Source organism: Mesorhizobium sp. M1423 (assembly GCF_040317575.1).
Taxonomy (GTDB): domain Bacteria; phylum Pseudomonadota; class Alphaproteobacteria; order Rhizobiales; family Rhizobiaceae; genus Mesorhizobium.
This window is the reverse complement of sequence record NZ_JAMYKU010000007.1, coordinates 21,274-42,739: the sequence shown is the minus strand read 5'-3', so window position 1 is coordinate 42,739 and position 21,466 is coordinate 21,274. Positions and strand designations below refer to the sequence as shown.

Genomic DNA, 21,466 nt, shown 5'->3' with positions numbered 1-21,466 from the left:
CTCGCGCGGCGATGCGGGATACACTCCCGGCGGTCGGCTGGAATTCGAGTTTTGCACGGGATGATGGCTGGAACACTCGGTCAGGCTCCGCTTGATCCGGACGACTTCCCTGCGTCCTCAATGACGTCGTAGTGGCATACACGCGGATCGAAGGAGAGCAGCTCGGCGACAGCGCCCGGTTCGACGACCGCCTTTTCGACATCTGACCCGGCAAATCTGCCGATGGCCTCCATCGATTGCCACCGGGTCTGCACCTGAAATTCGATTTCGGCATCAACTTTGCGCACGCTCAACTGCGCTCCGAGAAATCCGGCCGTCTGGAGCAATGCCGGAAGGACACTGGTTCTGAAGTGGTTGGGATAACCGTGCGGATTGGACGCCGCGGCGCGAGCGCGCCATTGACGAATAACCATCTTGCTCTCCTCGATGCGTTGCCGCCAAGCAGCGGCATGTGGACCTCAAATATCTAATGCACAACTCTGGCCGCGCTGAGCCAGGCTGGGCAACCACGTCGGCGACGTCAGCCAGCGTATCGTCGTCGACGCGGGGCAACTACAACTCGATTCGCTGTCGGCCCAAGGCGTCGCGGAACTCGATCGGGCCGGGGCGCGCGCTGCTGAGCAGTTCTGGTTTCGTAGACGCGTCTAAGCATCGGCACAGCCTACATATTGACTTGTATGATGCAACCCATATGGCCCGTCGCAGGCTGTGCCGCCTCGCGTTTGCGCATCTGGTAGGGGAGCCGCGACGGCGGCTCCCCAATTCCTCATACCCCGACGTGCACCGGCGCAGGGGCCGGCGTTCTGTCCCGCGAAAGAAGGAGCAGCGCAAGCGTTGCACCGGTGGCGGCGATGATCACACAGGCCCAAAAGCCCGCCGCATACCCTGCGGTCAGTGCTGCGGGGGTATCCGACGTCCCCGAGACAGCGACGGTGGCGGTGATAGCTACCCCCAGAGCAGCGCCAATCTGGAACATCGCGCTGTTTATCCCGGACGCGAGGCCTGCGTCGGCTTCCTTGACCTTCGAGAGAGCTGCAACGGAACCGGCAACGGCAGCCATTCCGATACCAGGCCCGAAGGCGATCAAGCCCGGAAGCAGATGCGCGAGGTAGGTGCCTTCGGGAACAATGAAGGTGAAGAGTGCGCACCCAGCGCCCATCAAGAGCATGGCGATCACGGCAATCGCACGCGCCCCGGCCCGACCGATCCATTTACCCGTCAGTGTTGAGGAGACGATCGACAGGATTGCATAGATCATCGTGCCAAGGCCAACGACAAGCGGCGAGTAACCCAGGACCTTCTGGGCATAAAGCGACACCAAAAGTGCCATGCCGAATACGAGCGCCCCGGCGAAGAGCATGGTCAGGTTCCCGCCGACAAATGAGCGAGACCGAAAGATGGCAAGGGGAACAAGCGGGTTATTCACCCGCCTTTCGATCAGCACGAATGCGCCGAGCAGTCCGAGCGTTGCACCCAACAGGCCCAGGGTTTGCGGATGGGCCCAGCCAACGCTGGGAACCTCGGTGATCGCCAGTACGAATGCCACGAGCGCCGCGGTAATCGTCACGGCGCCGCCGAGATCGAAGCCACCGCGGCTGCCGATAGCACGGCTCTCGCGCAGCGTGAACGGGCTGAGCCCCAGGATCATGGCGCAGATGGGGACATTAATGAAGAACACCCAGCGCCAACCGAGCCAATCGGCAAGCGGTCCACCCACCAGCAGCGCGGCGGTGGCCCCGCCGGCTCCCATCGCGGACCATAGCCCCAGGGCTCGATTCCGTTCATTTCCCTCGAAGGTTGTCATGAGGATCGATAGGGCGCTGGGGGTCAATACGGCAGCGGCAATTCCTTGAACAACCCGGGCACCGATGAGAAATCCTGGATTGCCGGAAAGCCCGCACGCCAGCGAGGCGACAAGGAAAGCAGCTGTGCTCGCCATGAACAGGCGCCGCCGACCCAACAGATCCGATACTCGACCCCCGAGAAGAAGAAGCCCGCCCAGAGCCAGCATGTAGGCGCTCATCACCCACTGCACCGCGGATGGGGTGAAACCGAGTTGTGCCTCGATCGAGGGTAAGGCGAGGAGGACGATCTGTCCGTCAAGGCAAACCATAAAGAAGGCTACGCAAAGTACCGCCAATGCAATCCAGCGTCGTGGATCGGGTGCGGCGGAAAAATTCTTGGATGGGATATCCGGCGGCGCCGGCGAATTCGGGCACATCAGCATCGATCCCGGCGGTGACCTTTGCCGGTGCGGCAATCGCGGATGCCTGGAGCTCTATGCCAGCTTTGCCCGGCCGCTCGAGCAGATTTCGCGCATCGTGCGGCGGCCGGTCACGATGGACGACGTGATCATGATGGCCGAGCAGGGCGACGTAAGGGCGCTGCGGATGATCGAGGGACACCGCCGAGTTCGCCGGCCCGTGGGCTCGGCTTGATCGGTTCGGTGCTCAATCCGCCGCTCATTATCATCGGCGGCCGCATGGCCTTGGCGGGCGACATTCTCCTGGCGCCACTGATCGCGTCATATGAACGCCACACGCTCATCAAGTCCCGCGATGTGGCGCCCGCGCTGCGCACGCGGATAATCGTTGGCAAGCACACGGAGAACGATGCATTGCTCGGCGCGGTCGGCCTCGTGCTGCGCCACAACAGCCGACTGCGATGATCCGGCTTCGCATCGATCGGTGCTTTGAGACTCGTTGTTTCACATCGGTGCGCACCCGCAACACGGCCAAGTCCCTCCGGCCGTTGGACTGGTTCACTCTGGCGCGTTAGAGCGTGGCTGATGATGAGCGTGCCGAGAGGTGTTATAAGGGTCGCGTGCGTTTATGGTGTTAACGGGCAAGCTTGGGAGCGGTTGTCAATGCCATATTGCTGCAGCAGGCCAAGCCCCACCCCTCGTCCGGCCGAGAAAACTGCAAGATGAAGCAGAGCGGAGTTGTCTTGCCGCACGGTGGTGGGCGGGTGGTGCCGGCTCTCGGGATCGACGTCCATGTGTGGCGGGTCGCCCTCGATGCTCCCCTTTCGCAGTCGGACCTGGCCGTGCTCAATCCAGCTGAATTGACCAGGGGCGGCCGGTTTGTTTTCGAGCAGGATCAGCGGCGCCATCTGGCAGCTCATGCCGGCTTACGCGGGGTGCTGTCCATTTACACCGGTCGGGCGCCGGGAGAGCTCGATCTGCGGCAGACCCCGCAGGGAAAGCCGTTCCTTGCTGACGGGCGCCTCTCCTTCAATCTTTCGCATTCGGGGGAGCTTGCCCTTGTGGCCGTGGCTGCCGCCGGGCAAGTCGGCGTGGATGTCGAACGCGTCGCCTCGAGGAGCGGGGAGATGTCCATTGCCCGTTCTCTGTTCGCGCCTGGCGAGATCGCACAACTTGAGTCGCTGGCGCCAGAGGCCCGCCGCCTCATGTTCTGCCGGCTTTGGACTTGTCGCGAAGCCGCGCTCAAGGCTGTCGGCGTCGGCCTCTCCGGAGAGGGACTCGAGATAGGGATGGACGGGAGCGGCGAAGCCTATATCCTCTCGCCGCCGCTGGAATTGGTTGAACCCCTCAGGCTCATTGAGTTCCGCCCAAGCGGGCACCACGTGGCCGCTGTCGCCTGGAGTGCACGCGGTCCTCAGGCCGTCGCACGCCGCTTCGATTTCGACTTGGGATTGCCTTGACGCTCCGGAACCGGATCTCGGTGACCCCTGTTGTTGGCGACGAGGATCGAGCGGACGGGTCCTCTTCAAAAGCAATCAGATCGGCTTAATAACTAGTCAAATTAGCCTAAAAAGTAGTCAGATCGGCTTAAATGACACATTTTGCGACAAAAATGCTAGGCTGGTGAATTTTGCTCTTGGACCTTCCGTTGGGACATGCACTTAAATACGCCGTGACTTAAATGCGCCGGGGGTTGGGCAATCCACGGTGTATACTAGGCGGGGGTCTGGGCATGAACATTCATCGTGGGGGCGATGCCCCTCAGCAGGTCATTGAGTCAACACAGCCAATCGCAGTTATCGGGATTGGCTGTCGGTTCCCCGGAGGGATCCAGGACGCGGACTCGTATTGGAACTTTCTCCTGGAGAAGAACTGCGGCATCGTCGATATCCCGGCAGATCGCTGGAATGTCGATGCTTTCTATGATCCGGAGCCCGATGCCCGGGGAAAGATGCGGACGCGCTGGGGTGGTTTTCTTGCCAGCGACGTTTTCGGCTTCGACCCGAGTTTCTTCGACATGTCGCCCCGCGAGGTGACAACGATGGACCCGCAGCAGCGCCTGGCGTTGCAAGTGGCCTTCGAGGCCGTGCAGGATTCCGATCTCACATTGGCCGATCTGCGCCGTGGACGCACCGGCGTGTTCATCGGCATCTCGACCAACGATTTCGCGCAGAACCTGCGCCGCGGACGTGTTGGCGGCGGCGACATCTTTGCCGGCACCGGTTCGGCGTTCTCGATCGCGGCCAACCGAATATCCCACCGTTTCGATCTGAAGGGGCCGAGTATCGCCGTCGACACGGCGTGCTCGTCGGCGCTCGTTGCCATCGACCAGGCAGTGCGCCACCTGAGCACCGGCACCTGTGAAACGGCGCTCGCCGGCGGCGTCAACTGCATGCTCGATCCAGGGCCGTTCATCGCATTCTCCAGCGCCAACATGCTCTCGCCGACCGGCGGTATCTACACCTTCGACGAAAGGGCGGACGGGTTCGTGCGCGGCGAAGGCTGCGGGTTCGTGTTGCTGAAGCTTCTCGACCGGGCAATTGCCGACGGCGACCGGATCTATGGCGTGATCCGTCATTCGATGGTCAATCAGGACGGGTATACGCCGACCCTGACGTCTCCGAGCGGGGAAGCACAGCAAGCGATGCTGGAGGCGCTGGTGGAAGGCGCCTCCATCGATCCGGCCGATGTCGACTATGTCGAGGCCCATGGAACCGGCACGCCGGTCGGCGATCCAATCGAGGCGGCTGCTATCGGCCGCGTATTCGGTGTGAATTCACGCCCAAAACCGGCCTATGTCGGATCGTTCAAGCCCAATCTCGGCCACCTCGAATCGGCGTCCGGCATTGCGGGTTTCATCAAGACGGTGCTGACGGCGGGAAAGGGCATCGTGCTGCCGAACCGGAATTTCGAGCGCCCGAATCCGAGCATTCCGTTCGACGCGCTCAACATCGCTGTGGCAACGAAGCCGACGCCGATCGACCACTACGGCCGGCCGATCCTGGCCGTCGTCAACTCCTTCGGCTTTGGCGGTACCAATGCCTCCATCGCCGTGGAAGGATGGCGGGGGTTGTCCGCCAACGCCAACCGTGCGCCAAGGCCGGTGATAGCCGGCCATCCGATAGCCGTCCCGATCTCGGCCGGCAGCACGGCGGGACTGGAACTGTGGGCCGGCCGTCTAGCCGATGCGCTGGAGCAGGGAGGCTCCCTTGCGGAGACGCCGGTCGAAGACATCACCGCCCATTTGAGCAGCGCGCGCGATAACTTCGCCCAACGGGCTGCGCTCATCGTCGAGCCGGAGCGCGCCACGCTCCAGACCCAACTGCGCGCATTGGCTAAGGGAGCCATCGAGCAAAGCGCGGAAGGGCCAACCATCATCACCGGCAGGGCATCCAACCGTCGGCTCGCCATCGCCTTCTCGGGCCAGGGCGGCCAGTGGTGGGCCATGGCGCGCCGCCTGTTGAAGGAAGACCGTGCGTTTCGCCGAACCGCCGAGATGTTCGACGAAGTGCTGCGTCCGATGGTCGGCTGGTCGACCGTCGAGGAGATGCTGCGGGACGAGAAAAAGACCCGCATCAACGATGCCGACGTCACCCAGGCATCCATCTTCACTACGCAGATATCCCTCTACGAACGCTGGATAAAGGCCGGCGTACGGCCTGAGCTTCTGATCGGCCACAGCTTCGGCGAGGTCGCGGCCACTTACGTTTCAGGTATCATCGATATCGAGACGGCGGCTCGCATCATCGCCAAACGCGGCCTCATACCGCTGAAGAGCGAGCGGCGCGGTGCAATGGCCACGATAGGGCTGACGGTTCAGCAACTCGAACCTTTGCTCCCCGGTGACGAAAGCGTCGTCATTGCCGCCTACAACGGCCCGATCGCGCAAACGATTTCCGGCATGGAGGACGCGGTGCTTGGCGTACTGGCCAAGGTCGCGGAAGCCTATCCCGATGCGACGGCCCGCCGGATGACCATGGATTTCGGATGGCACAGCGCGCATCTGGAAGACTGCAAGGAATGGTTCCTCGGCGAACTGGGTCCGGTCGGCTGGAAAGAAGGCCGTCTGCCGATCATCTCGACCGTCACCGGCATATTCGAGACGAAATTCGACGCCGACTACTGGTGGGCCAATTTGCGCCAACCCGTCAGCTTTACCAAGGCATTGGATTTCACCCTCGATTTCGGCATCAATACTTTCCTGGAAATCGGTCCGCACCGCACGCTAACGCCGCTCATCCGAGGCATCTCGCAGGAGCGCGGCGCAGACGCCGCCGCGGTGAACTCGCTCGATCGCAAAACTGACGATTTCTGGACGCTGGCGCGGGCCGAGGGCAGCCTGCATGTTGCCGGCGTCGAATTCGACCGGCCGAAATCGTCGAGTGGCCACGTGGCCGTTCCCAAGTTACCCTGGAACAACCAGCGCCTGCTGAATACATCCGAGGAAACCAAGAGCTTCCTGTTCGAGGCACCCCGGCACGCACTGCTTGGATGGCGCGACTTCACCGCGGGGCCGTCCTGGACGAACGAAATCACGCTTAGAGGCTTCAAATTCCTGGCTGACCATCGCGTCAGCGGCGATTGCCTGTTCCCGGCCGTCGGTTACATCGAAATCATGGGGGCCGCGCTGCGCGACCATTTCGGATCTGACTCCGTGGAACTGCGTGATTTCAAACTGTACGAAGCGCTTTCCATCGCAGAGGACGACGTCATATTGTTTACGACGACGTTCGATCCGGTCGGTAGCAGGCTGCGCATCTCCACGCTCCATCGGGGTTCGGACGACGGCTGGAGGACTCGTGCCGAAGCTTATGGCTTCAGCCACAAATATGAACTTGCACCAGCTCCCGCCGACCTCCTGCTGGATCGCCCGAACCTTGTCGAAAAGACGGAATTCTACCGTCTCGCCGAACGGCACGGGCTTGAATACGGTCCCTATTTCCAGTCGGTGAACGCACTCGACATTGTCGGCGACCGCCTAGTTGCCAGGCTGTCGAGCAAGGACCCCAACTTGTCGAAGCAGTATTTCGCCTTCCCCGGATTGCTCGACGCGGTGCTCCAGGCCGGCATCGGCCTGGCTTCGCATCGAGACGGCGTGTGGGTTCCAGGTGAATCGCTGCCGCCGGCTAATGAAGACAAGGCCCAGTATCAGTTGCGCCTGCCAACCGGCGCGCGCAAGATCCTGCTGGGCGCTCCGATGACGCCCGAGGTGATCGTCGACATCCAGCCGGGTCTCGACCCGTACTCAATGCGGTTCAGCGTATTCTCGCCGGAAGGGCAGCCGCTCATCGTTCTCGACAACCTTCAGACAAAGGCGCTGGGCAAGGTCAGGGGCAGCAGGGCCAAGCAGGGTGCCGGCTCGGGCTCCAGTGTTTTTGAGGAGCATTTCGAGAAGCAGGAAGCCAAACCCGCAGCGCCCTCATTGCGTTGCGCCCACTGGTTGGTGGTGGGTGATGGAACGCAGCGCCTCGAAACGACATTGGCTGAGTTGGTTAGCCGTGGAGCGACGGTCGAGGTCGCAAACCTGGCGCCGTTCCTGAACCTCGATGCGGATGAAGCGCTCGCCACGATCCGGGCATTCATGACCAAATCGGGTGGGAAAGGCGGCATCCTGTTCAGCGCCGCCGCCCCCGAAAAACTCGACGACAAAGCAGGCGGGGACGAGCTTCTCGCCAGGATCACGCCTATCGTCCACCAATTAATCACGCTTGGAAAAGTCATCGACCGGCTGCACAGTTCGTCCGAACCGCGGCCCGAACTGGTTGTCGTCACGTCCGGCAGCCGGCTTGTGCAAGGTGACCAGCCGATGAGCCTTTCAGGCCTGAGTGAGAGCGCCTTAATCGGCATTGCTCGCACAATGGCAAACGAGTTCAAAGGTTTGGGCATCCGTCTTATCGATGCGGATCCCACATCGCTGCACTCGGGGGTGAGCATTTCAGGTGCCGTGCTGGAGGAAACCGCAGAGACGGAATTCGTCCTGCGCGGCGCCGAACGCTACGTCCCGCGGTTGGAGCAGCTGGCTTTGCACGAAGTGGCGCCGTTGCGGCGGACGCTGGAGACGGCGCGGGATTCTTCCAACTTCGCCGTCACCATGACGGGGCCTGGTACCATCGACAACATCGTACTGCGCGAAATCGCTGATCCCGAATTGGCTTCGGACGAGGTCATGGTCGAGGTCGCCGCGGTCGGACTGAACTTCCGCGACATTATGGCGGCCACCAGCATCTTGCCGGACGAGTTGGAGAGTGACGAGGCATATTGGCGCAATCTCGGGCTGGAGTTCGCCGGCACCGTCCGCAGGGTCGGCGAACGGGTGACCAACCTCAAGCCCGGCGATCGCATCATGGGTATGGGCAAGGGCTACCTCAGGCGCTTCGCCAAGCTCCGGGCGGATCTCGCCATGCGCGTACCCGACGGCATCGATCTGATCGAGGCCGCGACCCTCCCGACAGCGTTCCTTACCGCTCACTACGCACTCAAACATATCGGCCGATTGGCACAGGACGAAATCGCGCTGATCCATCTGGCTTCGGGTGGTGTCGGCCTCGCCGCCATCCAGGTCGCGCATGATGTGGGGGCTCGAGTCTTCGGCACTGCAGGTAGCGACACAAAACGCGCCTTCCTGAAGAAATGGGGCGTGGACGAGGTCATGAATTCGCGCGCTCTCGATTTCGCCGACGAGGTGCGGTCCCTGACGCGTGGCCGCGGCGTGGACGTGGTGCTGAACGCGCTGTCTGGCAACGGCATCGACAAGAGCCTGGAGTGCCTGGCGCCCTTCGGCCGGATGGTCGAAATCGGCAAGCGCGATCTCGCCGACGACAAGCCGATCGGGCTTCGCTCGCTTTATCGCAACAACGCCTATTCGGTCATCGACCTCTCGACGCTCCCCGTGGAGAGGGAGAGCCTCTTCAGGCAATTGCTGGCGGAGGTCGAGGCAAAGGTTGCCGCCGGCGTCTACAAGCCGCTGGAGGCGACTCGCTTCCCGGCATCGCGCACGGCGGAAGCCATGCGCATGCTTTCGCGAGCGCTGCACATCGGCAAGGTGATCGTCACTTTCGACGAACCTTCCGTGGACATCGAACTTGACCTCGGCGCACAGTTCGCCGTCTCCGCTCGGGCCTCCTACCTCGTCACGGGTGGGCTCAAAGGCTTTGGCGTTGCGATCGCCGATTGGCTCAGTCAGAAAGGCGCGGGGACTATCATCCTTGCCAATCGAAGCGGTGTTCCAGATGCCGAAGCGGCTGTGGCTATCGAGATCATGGAGCAACGCGGCACGCGCATCGTTCGCGCGGCGCTGGACGTGACCGATGCTACCGCCGTTGCCAGGCTGATCGGCGAATATGCTGGGGGTGACGCTCCTCTGCGCGGCATCGTGCATGGCGCCGCGGTGATCGAGGACGCTTTCGTCTCGCAGCTCGATGCAGGCAAGATCGACCGCGTGCTGAGGCCGAAGATAGCCGGCGGGTGGAACTTGCATGTCGCCGTAGTCGAACACGATATCCCACTGGATTTCTTCGTGAATTTCTCTTCGATCGCGCAGGTTATCGGTTCGTCTGGGCAGGCCAACTACACAGCGGCCAACTCTGTTTTGAACGCAATCGCTACGTACCGCAGGGGTCGCAACCTGGCCGGCTCGTCGACCGCTTGGGGCATGATCGCCGGCAGTGGATTCGTTGCCAGGTCGGAAGCAATGACCAACTATCTCGATAGTGTCGGCATCAAGCCGGTTCAGGATTCTGAAGCGGCGGCGGCCCTGTCCTATCTCGTGCGCGCCAGATCGGAGAATCTCGGCTTTGCCAATATCGACTGGGCTGCGATCGCGCGCACGAACCCCGGCGCAGCGACGAATCCGAGGATTTCGCCGCTGCTTGGAGACAGAACCGGAGGGCGCTCTCGCATTCAGGCCGAGCTTGCAGCCGCGCCACGCGAGGCGTGGGACGACCTGCTCGCCGACATGATCCGGCGCGAAGTGGCGAAAGTCCTCAAGGTCGAGGCAAGCGCCTTGGCGGATGACCGCAAGCTCAGTGAGCTAGGTCTCGACTCCCTCTCATCATTCGAGCTGAAAAACCGCGTCGAGGCTCAGGTCGAAGTCGACATCCCTGTCGCCAAGTTCCTGCAAGCGCCGACGATCGCGGGACTGTCGCGCCTCGTCGCTTCCGCTTTCGAGGCGAAGCTGAAGGCGTCCGCCTTGCAGGTCCTGGCCGCACAATCGAGTTCCGATGGCGTTACAGCGCAGGAAGCCTTCCGGCCTCTGGGCCGCCAGGTCGATGCGATGATGCTGGATGGACGGCCGATGTCGTCGGCCGTCGCAAAGGCCGACAATCAGATCCTGGTCGAGACGAGTATTGAGCCCGGCGTGTCGCTGGCTGCGCTTGCGACAAGATTGGCGCGACTGGTCGAGAGACACGATGCGCTCCGGATGACGGGTGCGATATCGGCGTCCGGCGCCGTAGAGATCGGCTTCGAGGCTCAACCTGTTGTTGAAGTGCTTTCGCCGGGCGGTCGTTTGGGCGATGTGGCACTGCCTGGTCCGCTATGGCGGATCGGCGCGTGGCAGCGGCAGGATGGCGGTCACGACCTGCAAATCCGGGCTCATCGCGCGGCTGCCGACATGTTGTCGGTTCACCTTTTGCTCGCGCAGCTTGTGCAAGACGAAGCGGAAGCGGTCGAAGCAGCGCCTAGTTTTGCCGACTATGCGCGCGCAGTTCATCCAGTGCCCGGATCGAGCGAGTATCGTCGCGATTTCGCCTACTGGAAGGAGATCCTTCACCACGCGCCTGCGATCACACCGATCCCCGGCCGCAGTCGTGCCTCGTCTCCCGCCGGTATGGGAACGAACAGGGGCCGTGTCGGGTTGCTGGAAATTACGCTTCCCGCAGCAGCATTCGCGTCGAGATCGGAGTTGCCGTCCGCGCGCTTTCTGACCGCCTATGCCAAGGCCTTGGCAAACCGCCTCTCGCTCCAATCAATCGTCGTCGACCGCTGGTATAGCGAGCGCGGGGAGGGAGCACCAAGCGGATTGATAGGCCCCTTGGATGGGTCCTATCCGATTGTCCTGCGAGCCATGAATGAACTCGGTTACGATCTGCTGAGGAAGGTCGAGCGTGCCGACGCAAACGGCCACGCGCATCGGTCAATGGATACGTCGTCCCTGGAACTGGCGCTCGAAGAGGATCTGCGCATCCGCCATGTTTCGCTGCGCCAATTCGGCTTCGCTTTTCTCGACGGCAGCCAAGTTACGGCGCTCGCCGCCTTGGACCATCCTCTCGATGCGATCCCCGCATCCGCGCACGAGATTCAATTGTCCGCAGCGGCAAGCGACGCCGGTGTTGTCTGCCGGCTGAGCGTGGATCTCGACGTCGTCGAAGAAGCAACAGCGCGGTTGCTACTCGATCAGTTTCTGGACGAGCTTTCCTCCGAGTTCGAAACGTCAGGCCGCCTGCTGCCCACCGCAACGGGCTGGAGGCTGCGCGAGTGGTCTGGTCAGCCGAGTGGAAGCCAGGACGTCGAGCGCTCGCCGCTCGACGGCGTGCCCAACGTCGAAAGAGAGATTGCTGTGACCAGCACACAACTGGGGTTACTGCGTTTCCAGGAACATCCAGACGCGACTTCGCATGCGCGTGCCGCATTCATTGTAAGCAAGGAGTTCAAGATCCGGCCGCAGATGGACGCCGATCGTCTCAGACGAGCGATCGAAACGGTCATGGCGCGCCACGAGGTGATGCGTACCCGGTTCTTCCGCAAGGGGGCTAGATACGGCGCGTATCTGGAAAGGACGCCGACCGATTTCTTCAGGGTCGAGCAAGTCGCCGACGAGGCCGAAGCGATGGAGCGCGCAACCGAACTCGCGCAGGAAGGCATAGATATCGAGGCGCCGATGTTCCGTGTCACGATCATCCGGTTCGGCTCCGAGAGCGACCTTATCGTCGCCAAGGCACATCATCTCGTCGTTGACGGCTATTCCCTCGGCCTCATCGTCGAGGAGACAGTCAAGGCTTATCTCGGGCTGCCTCTTGATCCGGTGGAAATGAGTATCGACCGGTTCATCCGGGATTTCGACCATGTCGGAAAACCCGGTTCGTTCGAGCGGCGCGACGCATTCCTGCGCAAGGTATTCGTCGAGCCCTTGCCGCAGGTTCCCAATCTCGGGCGCAAGGCGAAAGGCTGGCGGACGAATGTCAATCTGATCGATTGCAGCCTCAGCGAGGACGTGACGCTCTCGATAGCCAGCGACCAGCAGGATGCGCTGCGCAAGCGTGCCAGGGCAGCCGGCACGACGGAAACGGCCATGATCATCGCGGCCTTTGCGCAGACCATCGGGGCGCGCGGCGGCGTGGACGACATGGTGATGCAGGTTCCAGCAGCCTTGCGCCACGACCGGCGGCTGGAGAACTATGTCAATTTCGTCGCCTCGGACGTGCCCGTGCGCGTGCGGCTGTCGCGGTTCGAGACGATCGAAGCGTTAGCCGGTTCGCTCGGAGAAGGGATCGAAGAGGCTATCCATTTCGCGCCCTTCATGGATTCGAACTACTTCGGAGACGTGCATGACGATGTCGTGGCCAAGGGGTCCTATACCTCCCTCTTCGTCGCCGGCACCCAAACAGTCGACAGATGGACACGCGCCACGCAGTCGGCCCCGCTTCAAAGGGCCCATGCCAGTGGCGAGCTTGATCTCGGCATGTTCAAAGTGACGCCCCTGCCTGACATGCGACGAGAAAAACCACGTACCAGCGAGATGGATCTGCGTACCTTTCCGACCGCGAACGGTCTCGGTCTGACCTTGATATTCGACCAATTAGGCTATGACCATGCGGAAGCAGAAGATATCCTAAGGGAAGTCATCGAACGGCTGTTGGCCGGGCAACCGGCGGTCGACGCCGCCGAGCAGGCGGCGATATAGCGATGCGTCGATCCAGGATCAGCGGGGCCGGTGGAAGCCGGTGCAGGTAAAGATACGTGATTCGCTTCATCTTAATTTTGTTTGCCGTTCTGGCGGCAGTCGGGCTCTTTTCTGGTTGGTATATCTGGCCTGCTCAGGTGGAGTCCTATGTCGCCCAGCGAAGGCTGATCGCGCGTGAAATCGCCGGACCCGGCCTCCTTGGTGCAACCAACCAGGTCATCGTGACGGCACGGATCCAGGCATTCCTGGCCGACGTTCGCGTCGACCGGAATGACGAGGTGAAGACCGGCGATATCCTCGCCACGCTAAACGCGACTGAAATCGAGTATCAGCTTGCCGCCGCGGTCGCCAACGACCGGGCTGCGGCGGAGAGCGTGCGCGAGGCCGAATTGGAGCGTGACCGGCTGGCTATCGCCGCCCGTACTGCAAAGGCAGATCTGGATCGCAGGAAGAGCCTGCTCGCCAGCAAATCGATTTCTCAGGCCGAGTTCGACCTCTTCGAAGGTACCCAGAAGCAAGCCGAGGCCGCATTGGCGCGAGCGACCGCTAGCATCGAGCGCGCAAAGGCCCAGGTCGCGGCCGCCTCCGCCGAGGTCGAGCAGATACGAAGCCGTTTCGGCGAAACCTCCATACGCTCGCCTGTCAACGGGGTGGTGGTTTCCCGCAGCCGCACGGTGGGGGACCTGCTTTCTCCGGGCGTCGAACTGATGCAGATTGTCGACCCGACGTCATTGCTGGTCATGGCACGCTTCGACGAATCCGCAATGGGGTCGCTTCGGCCGGGGCAAGTAGCCAAAGTCACCTTCTCATCGGATCCGCAACGACCCTACGCTGCTTCCATTGCGCGGATCGGCCGGCAGGTCGATCAAGAGACCCGCGAGTTTACGGTCGATCTTAAATTGCGTGAGGTGCCGGCGAACTGGGCTGTGGGTCAGCGTGCAAGCGTCACCATCCAAGCGGAATCGCCGTCACCAGGCATTGCGGTGCCACAGCGGTTCCTGGCGAGAAACCAGGGACGGGTGGGTCTATGGATTGCACATGACGGGCGGGCCTATTGGGCTCCTGTTTCACTGGGCTACTCCAGCGGCACCGATATTGAGATCACGCGCGGCCTAAAGGTAGGTGATGTCGTGCTCAGTCCGACAGGCCGCTTCCAGTACCAGGCGGTTAACCTCCAGGCATTGGGCAGGTGAATCTCGCGGTCAAAGATATCAGGCATAACCTGCTGAGGTTCATCCTGACCGTTTTCGGCGTCGGCCTGCTGATGGCGGCGACGATCGGCATGCTGGGCATGTATCGCGGCATCGTCTACGAAGCCTTGATCGTGATCGACGGCATTGGTGCCGACCTCTGGGTCGTCGAAGGGGGAAAGTCCGGACCGTTCGCCGAATCTTCCGCCGTTCCGGCCAATCTCGATCGCCGCGTGGCCGGTGTGGCCGGTGTGGCGGCAACGCGGCGGTTCATCCAATACAACCAGCAGTTCGAAATTGACGGGCTTCCGCTGCGCATGTCGGTCACTGGTGTGGACTATCCAAGCGACAGTGGCAGCTGGATACCGTTGATCGCCGGCCGGTACTTCCAATCAAATCGCTATGAGGCCATCGCCGACAAGACTCTCGGCCTGGTTGTGGGTGACGAGATCCGGCTTGGACGAGATAGCTATACGATTGTCGGCGTGTCGACCGGGCAGGTCGACATGGGTGGCGACGGATTGTTGTTCGTCACCATCCCGGACGCGCAGGTCATCAACCAACTGCTGCCCAGCGAGGCGATCCTCCTCAACCGTGCGGCCAAGGGCAAGACGCGCATGGGTCTCGGCGACGAGACCGGAAGTGTCGCTGCCGTCATCGTCGAAACTCTCCCGGGCGCGGACAAGGAGGTCGTGCGTGACTCGATCAAACGCTGGGGCGACGTCGAGGTCCTCACGCAGCAGGACCAGGAAACGCTTCTACTGGACGGCCGCCTCGGCAAGCTCCGCGTCCAGATCCTGGCTTTCACGACGATGACGCTGCTGATCTGCTGCGCCGTCATAGCACTGACCATCTATACGATGACGATCGAGAAGGTCGCGCAGATAGCACTTCTGAAGCTGATCGGCGCGCGTGACCGGGTGATCATCGGCATGATTGCGCAGCAGGCGGGGTTGATCGGCTTTTGCAGCCTCGTTCTGGCCATAGCCATCTCGTTTACGATCTATCCGAGGTTTCCAAGAACTGTGCTGATCACCGAATCCGATCTTGGCGTGTTGTCGTTCGTGCTGATGGCACTCAGCCTTGCGGCCAGCTGGTTTGCGATTCGTCGCGCGCTCGCGGTCCGTGCCCAGGAAGTGTTGGCCTGATGTCGAAGCGCCGCCTCGCCACGCTGGAGGTTCGGAACGCCAGCAAGGTCTACCAGAGCGGGGGCTCGCCGGTCACCGCGCTGGCGGCAGGTTCGCTGACCTTGAGCCCCGGCAGCGTTACCGGCATCGTCGGGCCCAGCGGCTCCGGCAAGACGACGCTGCTGATGATCGCCGGTCTGCTGGAGACACCGACCACGGGAGAGGTCCTGTTCGACGGCAAGGTGATTTCGCGTCCCGGTGCGAAGCTCAACGAGCTACGAGCCTTCAGGCGGAGCCATCTTGGGTTTGTGTTCCAGAAAGCGAACTTGATCCCCTTTCTCACGGCCGCCGAAAACATTGCCATCGCCATGCAGGTCAACGATGTCGGTCGCCAGCAGGCGCAGGCGCGAGCCAGCCGGCTTCTCGCCGCATTGGGCATTGAACATCGCGGCTCCAATTATCCTTCCCAACTTTCCGGCGGCGAGCAGCAGCGCGTTTCAATCGCCAGGGCCTTGGCAAACGATCCCACCGTTATTCTGGCCGATGAACCTACCGCCGCACTGGATGGTACACGGGCGGAGATGGTGATGAAGGTTTTCAGGCATCTGGCGGACAGCCGCAATGTCGCGATCTGCGTTGTGACTCACGATACGCGCTGGAAAACTTATTTCGATTCGATGCTCGAGCTCGAGGATGGGCGGGAACGAGCGCCGTCTCCCTTTGGCTTGATGGCTGAACGGCATTAATCAACGGGCGGCGTGGGCCAAGGCGCGGTACAGAGCCGGCTTCAATGATCCGGCTTCGCTTCGGGTGGTGCTTTGATTCTACGAACTGCTCGCCGAAGCGGCGGAACTGATGTTTGCCTAAGCGATACGCACCGTGCGCTGCCTCGGCTTGATCGCGGTGGCGAGCAGCAGGCCGGCGACGATGAAGGCGGCGCCGGCGAGATCGTAGTCGTGCAAGCTTTCGCCAAGGAACAGATAAGCGAGCACGGCGACGAAGGCGGTCTGCAGATAGAGCAGCATGCTGGCGCGCCCGGCGCCAAGCGTCTCGACGCTGCGGTTGTAGAGATAGTACATCAGAGCGCCGCCCGGGCCGGCAACATAGGCGAGGGCCAGAAGGCCGTTCGCATGCAGCGCCGAACGATCCCCGGAAAACAGTTCCCAGAGATAGAGAGGCAGTGCGGCCAGCGCGCCGGCTCCCAGCAGCAGGACCACCATCGGCAGAAGCTCAATGCCGAATTTCGCGCGACGCAGCAGCACGGTGTAGAGGCCCCAGCAAAGCGCGCTGCCGACGATCCACAACTCGCCGGGATTGAACCGTAGCTGCATCAGCGCGGCAAGGTCGCCGCGCGCCACGATCACCACCATCCCAGCCAGAGCGACCAGCGCTCCAAGCGCTTTCCAGACACCGAGGGGCTCGCCAAGCACGAAGCGGGCAAGCACCATGGTCATGATCGGCGACAGCGCCATGATGATGCCGGCGGTTGTCGCGTTGGTGTAGTTGAGGCCCGTGTAGATCATGCCCTGACACAAGGTCAGCCCGATGGCGCCGATGACCAGCACCTCGATCACCCGGGATTGGATCAGCACGAGCATCGCCCCGTGATGACGATGGACGATAGGCAGCAGGATCGCGCAGGCGAGCGTCAGCCGCCAGAAGCAGAGCGCCCAAGGCGGCATCTCGGGGGCAACCCACTTGGCGGCAATATAGACGCCGGCGGACAGGAGCCAGCAGAGCGTCGCGAGGGAATAGGCGAGCGGAAGTGATGCGCCGGGTGTCGCCTTAGCTACATTTGGCTGTGCTATCGGCAGTGATTGGATATCCGTCTCCTCCCATCGCAGACTTTAGCAGATTTGCAGCGTCTTGCTAAGCAGCAACAACAGCTGTTTCACCGGCTGGTGCAATCGGTGGGTCATTGTGGGTCCCGCCGTTCACGGTCTCGTTCCATTCGAACGCATGTTGGCCCATGAGCAACTCGATACCGAAAAGCGCAAGCCGTATCGATGTCGCGCGATACGAATCTGAGATTCATATTGCGCGACAGATATTCGCGCGGTTGCCACAATCTTCTCGCGCCATATTTCTGCCGAGAGCAGATCTGTCGCGAATTCCTGGCCCTCGGATCACGAGCGCCGCTGTTTTTTTCGAAGCAATTGGAAGAATAAGCCACTGACTTCCGTTTGCACAAAGAGCGCGACACATATCCATGCGGAGGACGTCCGATGCATGCCGGCTTCCGAGGGAGCGTACTCGTAGCGGTGTTGGGCGCCGTCATGGCAAGCTGCGCCGGCATCCCGGCGCAAAAAACCGGGGCAATAACCGGCTATGGCCCCAACCCCACTTTACCGAAACCAAGACCGACGCTGATCCCGACTGTTAACATCGCCGAGGCGAAAGGCTGGCAGAAAGGAGGTATGCCGACCCCGGCGAAGGGGCTGACAGTGAACGCCTTCGCCACCGGCCTCGACCATCCGCGCTGGCTGCATGTGCTTCCGAACGGCGACGTTCTGGTTGCTGAAACCAATGCCCCTGCCAAGCATGACGAAGGCTTCAGTCTTAGAAAGGTCTTCATGGACCTGGCTATGAAGCGGGCTGGCGCCGCGACCAAAAGCGCCAATCGCATCACGCTGCTGCGCGACACCGATGGCGACGGCATTGCGGATGTGGGCACGACGTTCGCGGAAGGCCTCAATTCGCCCTTCGGCATGACGCTGTCCAAAGGCAAGCTCTTTGTCGCGAACACCGATGCGCTCGTCGCTTTCCCCTACTCCAATGGCCAGACCCGAGTCAGCACGTCGCCGGAAAAGATCATCGACTTGCCGGCCGGGGACCTCAACCATCATTGGACCAAGGACGTGATCGCAAGTCCGGATGGACGCAAGCTCTATGTCACCGTTGGTTCCAACAGCAACGTTGGAGAAAACGGCATAGCCGCGGAGAAGAACCGCGCCACTGTCCTTGAAGTGGATCGGTCGACCCGCCGCACGCGGGTCTTCGCCTCGGGCCTGCGCAACCCGAACGGGCTCTCCTGGAATCCTGAAACTGGCGAGCTTTGGGTCGCCGTGAACGAGCGTGACGAGATCGGCGACGATCTCGTGCCGGATTACATGACCTCGGTTCGTGACGGCGCTTTCTACGGCTGGCCCTACAGCTACTACGGACAGAACGTCGACGAACGCGCTAAGCCGCAGCGCCCCGATCTCGTGGCGACGGCGGTCAAGCCCGATTACGCCCTGGGCTCTCATACCGCCTCGCTGGGACTGACCTTCTCCAAAGGCGCCCGGCTCGGTCCGACCTACGGCAACGGCGCCTTCGTCGGCCAGCACGGCTCGTGGAATAGAAGCGTGCACAGCGGCTACAAGGTGATCTTCGTGCCGTTCCATGGCGGCAAACCGAGCGGTCCTCCGAAAGATGTGCTCACTGGCTTCATCGGGCGTAATGGCGAGGCGATGGGCCGTCCGGTCGGCGTTGCTATCGATCAGACTGGCGCACTGCTCGTCGCCGACGACGTCGGTAACGTCATCTGGCGGGTCCGCCGGGCGAATGGCCGTTGAGCGCAGGTGCCTTTCTGATTCCGACCTCACCAGCCTTCGGCTACAGCGCCACGCCCGATATGGCTGCATTCGGCTACGATCTCGATGCATATGGCAGGCTGAGCGACCCGAGACATAGGTGACATTTTGTACCGGACACATGGGTAACACTTTTGGCTTTTGGCCGGAGGCATTTGGCTCGTCAGCTTCATGCACTATGATCTGGGATATCTCGACCTGGAACAGAGGACGTTGCAGACCATCGGCAATCCGTTCGGCACGAGATTGTCACCCATGTCTTAGGTACAAACTGTTACCCATGTCTCCGGGCTGGACAAATATCTGAATTTGGTAGCGGGAGACCGCTACATCGCAATACCCACTATCGAAGACGCGTCTTCCATTTTCGCCGGCATGCGGCGTAGCTGCAAACTACGAATCTGGGGTCAGGAGTTCGAATCTCTCCGGGCGCGCCAACATTTCAATGACTTAGAAGGACATCGCAGACTAGAGAGAGAAATTAGTCTGCGATTTAGTCTGCGGAGTTCATCGTCTTTCTCTGGTCTCGACATGTGAACGACGGAGAGTTCCTAGCCAAGGGTCCAGTCGCTAGGCTGATGCGCTCACCTCTCGACGTGAACGGTGCGCTGAGGCTTCTAACCAGGATTACACCTGCCGTAGCAGTAGGGAAGCTGAACGTCCGAAGTTGGCGCAATCGCGCAGTTCCCGAAACGAAAAGTCTGACCCGCAGACGACGAACGTCTGCCGCGACGTCAACGTCGGCTTTGCGGGGGCCTCGCCCTACGCCGGAATCCGTTTCGGCAACAAGGCACGAGCCCGGGATCCCAAACAACAACTGCAGAGGAGAGCGCTTTGATCCGGCGTTGCGTACAGGATCGAATGACGCAACGGATCGACAGCCGCACACTTGTGCCAGGAAGCGGATCGCCAGATTTGGCTCGAGAGCAGGCATTTCGGACTTTTGGGATAAGTCCGGTTCGGGGCATAGTTCATGCCGATGCTCGCGGGGCGCTTGAAGGTCTGGCTCTGACCTTCCGAGCCACGGAGCCGCAACTCCACTTTCGGCTACAGAACTGCTGGCCAACTCCAAGTTCAGATTCTGCCCAAAATGAGCGCCGCCAAGGAGAAGATGACTTTCGCCGATCTGGAGCCGCTGATCTGTGACGCGGACAACGTGGCCGACGTCTTGCTGACCATGCTGGAGGTCTTTTCCACAGTACCTGACGGGAATTTCGTTCTGACCCAAGCGAGGGGGAGCGCCTTTTCTTCATTGCCACCATTGCAGAGCAGATGACGCGGAAGGTTAAGAACGCCTATTACGAAACCCTCGGGGGCGCCGCGTCATGACCGCGCCTTCAGATGACCTCGACGACCTGCAATTCGATACTGGGAACCTGCACCACTTGCCCGAAGTGCTCTATGGCCAGACCATGGAACAGGAGTTCGAGCGCGACGGGAAGAGGGTCGCTTTGGCGGACCAAATAAGCGCGCTGGCCATGATCGCCCGCGACCTCGCCGAACGTCTGAACGAAGCGGCTGGAGCGTGTATCGACAACGCGATGGCCGACGCCAAGGCCAGAAAGGCGGCATCATGAGCGCCGTCCCGACCGTCGAACCGGTCTGCGTCTCTGACACGTTCGTCACTGGTGCCGGCCCACTCCAATTTATGGGCGACAATCTCAGGCTGACGCTGCATGTCCTGCAGCGCTCGACTTATGACGGCGGCACAGAAAATGCCGTGGTGTCAAAGATTGTTGGAAGTCGCACCGATATGCTGAAAATCGCCGCCGCCATTCTCAGTGCTTGCAACTCCCGGTCAACGCCAGCGGACAGAGCGGTGGAAAACTTCATGGAGTTCCTTGAAGGGCCCGCTGGGCGCCACTGAACCGGCACCCAGACGGAACTGCTAAGCCCGCCGCCTCACGGTGGCGGGCTTTTTCCTTGCGTGTTCCTGTCGCTTTTGTCACTCCCCGCCTGCAGCAGCGTATTTTTTCGCCACTAAATCTCCGTCCTTAAGCTTCTTAACGGTAGTGGTAACATACCCGCTCTTTAGATCCGGCTTTGATCCATCATAGTGGACAGACCAAAGGTCATATATCCTTTTTCCAGAACGCCAAAATTTGTTGCAGTCCCTGTAGATTTTTGGATCACCCTTTGGCTTATTCTTGGCGCACATCTCATTACCACTTACGCTCCAAGTGCCCTTAAAAGTTGCCGTTACCTTAGGTTTGCCAAAGATTCCTTTGGTTGTGCCGTCAGATGCATAGTAAATGCTAGAGACGTCATAAATACCGGTCTTGCCTGAATATATCGCCTTGACCTCGGCTGCGGTTAATTCGACCGCGTCCTTCGGCAGCTTGCCGGCCCATGCGGACGCACACACAAAACTAGTCAAAGCGCCGCCTAACAGAAAAATTGCAAATGCACGCATAAAGACCTCCGTCTCTTTGCCCAAGCAATGACTAATTTAGCATTTCCTAAGAGGAGAA

The 21,466-nt window shown here is 61.2% G+C and carries 15 protein-coding genes and 1 pseudogene; 12 read left to right on the top strand and 4 right to left on the bottom strand.

What is annotated here, in order from left to right:
• Positions 1 to 80 precede the first annotated feature (80 nt).
• Together NKG95_RS11060 and NKG95_RS11055 are read right to left on the bottom strand one after the other, a co-directional pair.
• Positions 81 to 293 carry a hypothetical protein gene (locus NKG95_RS11060; protein ID WP_352715389.1) on the bottom strand — a complete coding sequence of 71 codons (213 nt, stop codon included), beginning with the start codon at positions 291 to 293 and terminating at the stop codon, positions 81 to 83.
• Between the two features lie 473 nt (positions 294 to 766).
• Entirely contained in the window at positions 767 to 2,221 is a 1,455-nt protein-coding gene (locus NKG95_RS11055; RefSeq protein ID WP_353040635.1) for an MFS transporter, read from the bottom strand.
• Between NKG95_RS11055 and NKG95_RS11050 the strand changes: the two genes are divergently transcribed.
• From NKG95_RS11050 to NKG95_RS11020, 7 genes are all read left to right on the top strand, one after another.
• Complete coding sequence (locus NKG95_RS11050; RefSeq protein ID WP_502913941.1) at positions 2,181 to 2,438, top strand: ROK family protein; 258 nt, start codon at positions 2,181 to 2,183, stop codon at positions 2,436 to 2,438. The genes NKG95_RS11055 and NKG95_RS11050 overlap by 41 nt on opposite strands.
• A complete protein-coding gene (locus NKG95_RS11045) occupies positions 2,435 to 2,668 on the top strand; it encodes a hypothetical protein (protein ID WP_353040634.1) in 234 nt (77 codons plus the stop codon). Before NKG95_RS11050 ends, NKG95_RS11045 begins: the two co-directional genes overlap by 4 nt.
• 257 nt (positions 2,669 to 2,925) lie before the next feature.
• Complete coding sequence (locus tag NKG95_RS11040; RefSeq protein WP_352642734.1) at positions 2,926 to 3,663, top strand: 4'-phosphopantetheinyl transferase family protein; 738 nt, start codon at positions 2,926 to 2,928, stop codon at positions 3,661 to 3,663.
• 272 nt (positions 3,664 to 3,935) lie between these two features.
• A complete protein-coding gene (locus tag NKG95_RS11035; protein WP_353040633.1) occupies positions 3,936 to 13,103 on the top strand; it encodes an SDR family NAD(P)-dependent oxidoreductase in 9,168 nt (3,055 codons plus the stop codon).
• 56 nt (positions 13,104 to 13,159) lie between these two features.
• A complete protein-coding gene (locus tag NKG95_RS11030; protein ID WP_352642738.1) occupies positions 13,160 to 14,296 on the top strand; it encodes an efflux RND transporter periplasmic adaptor subunit in 1,137 nt (378 codons plus the stop codon).
• Positions 14,293 to 15,441, top strand: a complete 1,149-nt coding sequence (locus tag NKG95_RS11025; RefSeq protein ID WP_352858854.1) for an ABC transporter permease — start codon at positions 14,293 to 14,295, stop codon at positions 15,439 to 15,441. Before NKG95_RS11030 ends, NKG95_RS11025 begins: the two co-directional genes overlap by 4 nt.
• Positions 15,442 to 15,542: 101 nt before the next feature.
• Positions 15,543 to 16,166, top strand: a complete 624-nt coding sequence (locus NKG95_RS11020; RefSeq protein ID WP_352715402.1) for an ABC transporter ATP-binding protein — start codon at positions 15,543 to 15,545, stop codon at positions 16,164 to 16,166.
• 117 nt (positions 16,167 to 16,283) lie between these two features.
• Here NKG95_RS11020 and NKG95_RS11015 read toward each other — a convergent pair whose 3' ends face one another.
• Positions 16,284 to 17,243, bottom strand: a complete 960-nt coding sequence (locus NKG95_RS11015) for a DMT family transporter (protein ID WP_353040705.1) — start codon at positions 17,241 to 17,243, stop codon at positions 16,284 to 16,286.
• Between the two features lie 402 nt (positions 17,244 to 17,645).
• On the opposite strand from NKG95_RS11015, the gene NKG95_RS11010 reads away from it, so the two are divergent.
• The 5 genes and pseudogenes from NKG95_RS11010 (at position 17,646) to NKG95_RS10995 (ending at position 20,862) form a co-directional block, all read left to right on the top strand.
• Entirely contained in the window at positions 17,646 to 18,977 is a 1,332-nt protein-coding gene (locus NKG95_RS11010) for a PQQ-dependent sugar dehydrogenase (protein WP_352918991.1), read from the top strand.
• 168 nt (positions 18,978 to 19,145) lie between these two features.
• Positions 19,146 to 19,259 (top strand): annotated as a pseudogene (locus NKG95_RS34275) (transposase); the annotation flags it as partial.
• Positions 19,260 to 20,085: 826 nt separating this feature from the next.
• Positions 20,086 to 20,271 (top strand): hypothetical protein, encoded by a 186-nt coding sequence (locus NKG95_RS11005; protein WP_023720306.1) that lies wholly within the window; start codon positions 20,086 to 20,088, stop codon positions 20,269 to 20,271.
• Positions 20,272 to 20,320: 49 nt separating this feature from the next.
• Positions 20,321 to 20,572 (top strand): hypothetical protein, encoded by a 252-nt coding sequence (locus NKG95_RS11000; RefSeq protein ID WP_353040632.1) that lies wholly within the window; start codon positions 20,321 to 20,323, stop codon positions 20,570 to 20,572.
• On the top strand, positions 20,569 to 20,862 hold the full coding sequence (locus NKG95_RS10995; RefSeq protein WP_353040631.1) for a hypothetical protein: 294 nt from the start codon (positions 20,569 to 20,571) through the stop codon (positions 20,860 to 20,862). The genes NKG95_RS11000 and NKG95_RS10995 overlap by 4 nt, the downstream gene beginning before the upstream one ends.
• A 78-nt stretch (positions 20,863 to 20,940) precedes the next feature.
• Here the strand turns inward: NKG95_RS10995 and NKG95_RS10990 are convergent, their stop codons facing one another.
• Positions 20,941 to 21,408, bottom strand: coding sequence for a DUF995 domain-containing protein (locus NKG95_RS10990; RefSeq protein ID WP_156948081.1), 468 nt, complete (start codon positions 21,406 to 21,408; stop codon positions 20,941 to 20,943).
• Between the last annotated feature and the right edge of the window lie 58 nt (positions 21,409 to 21,466).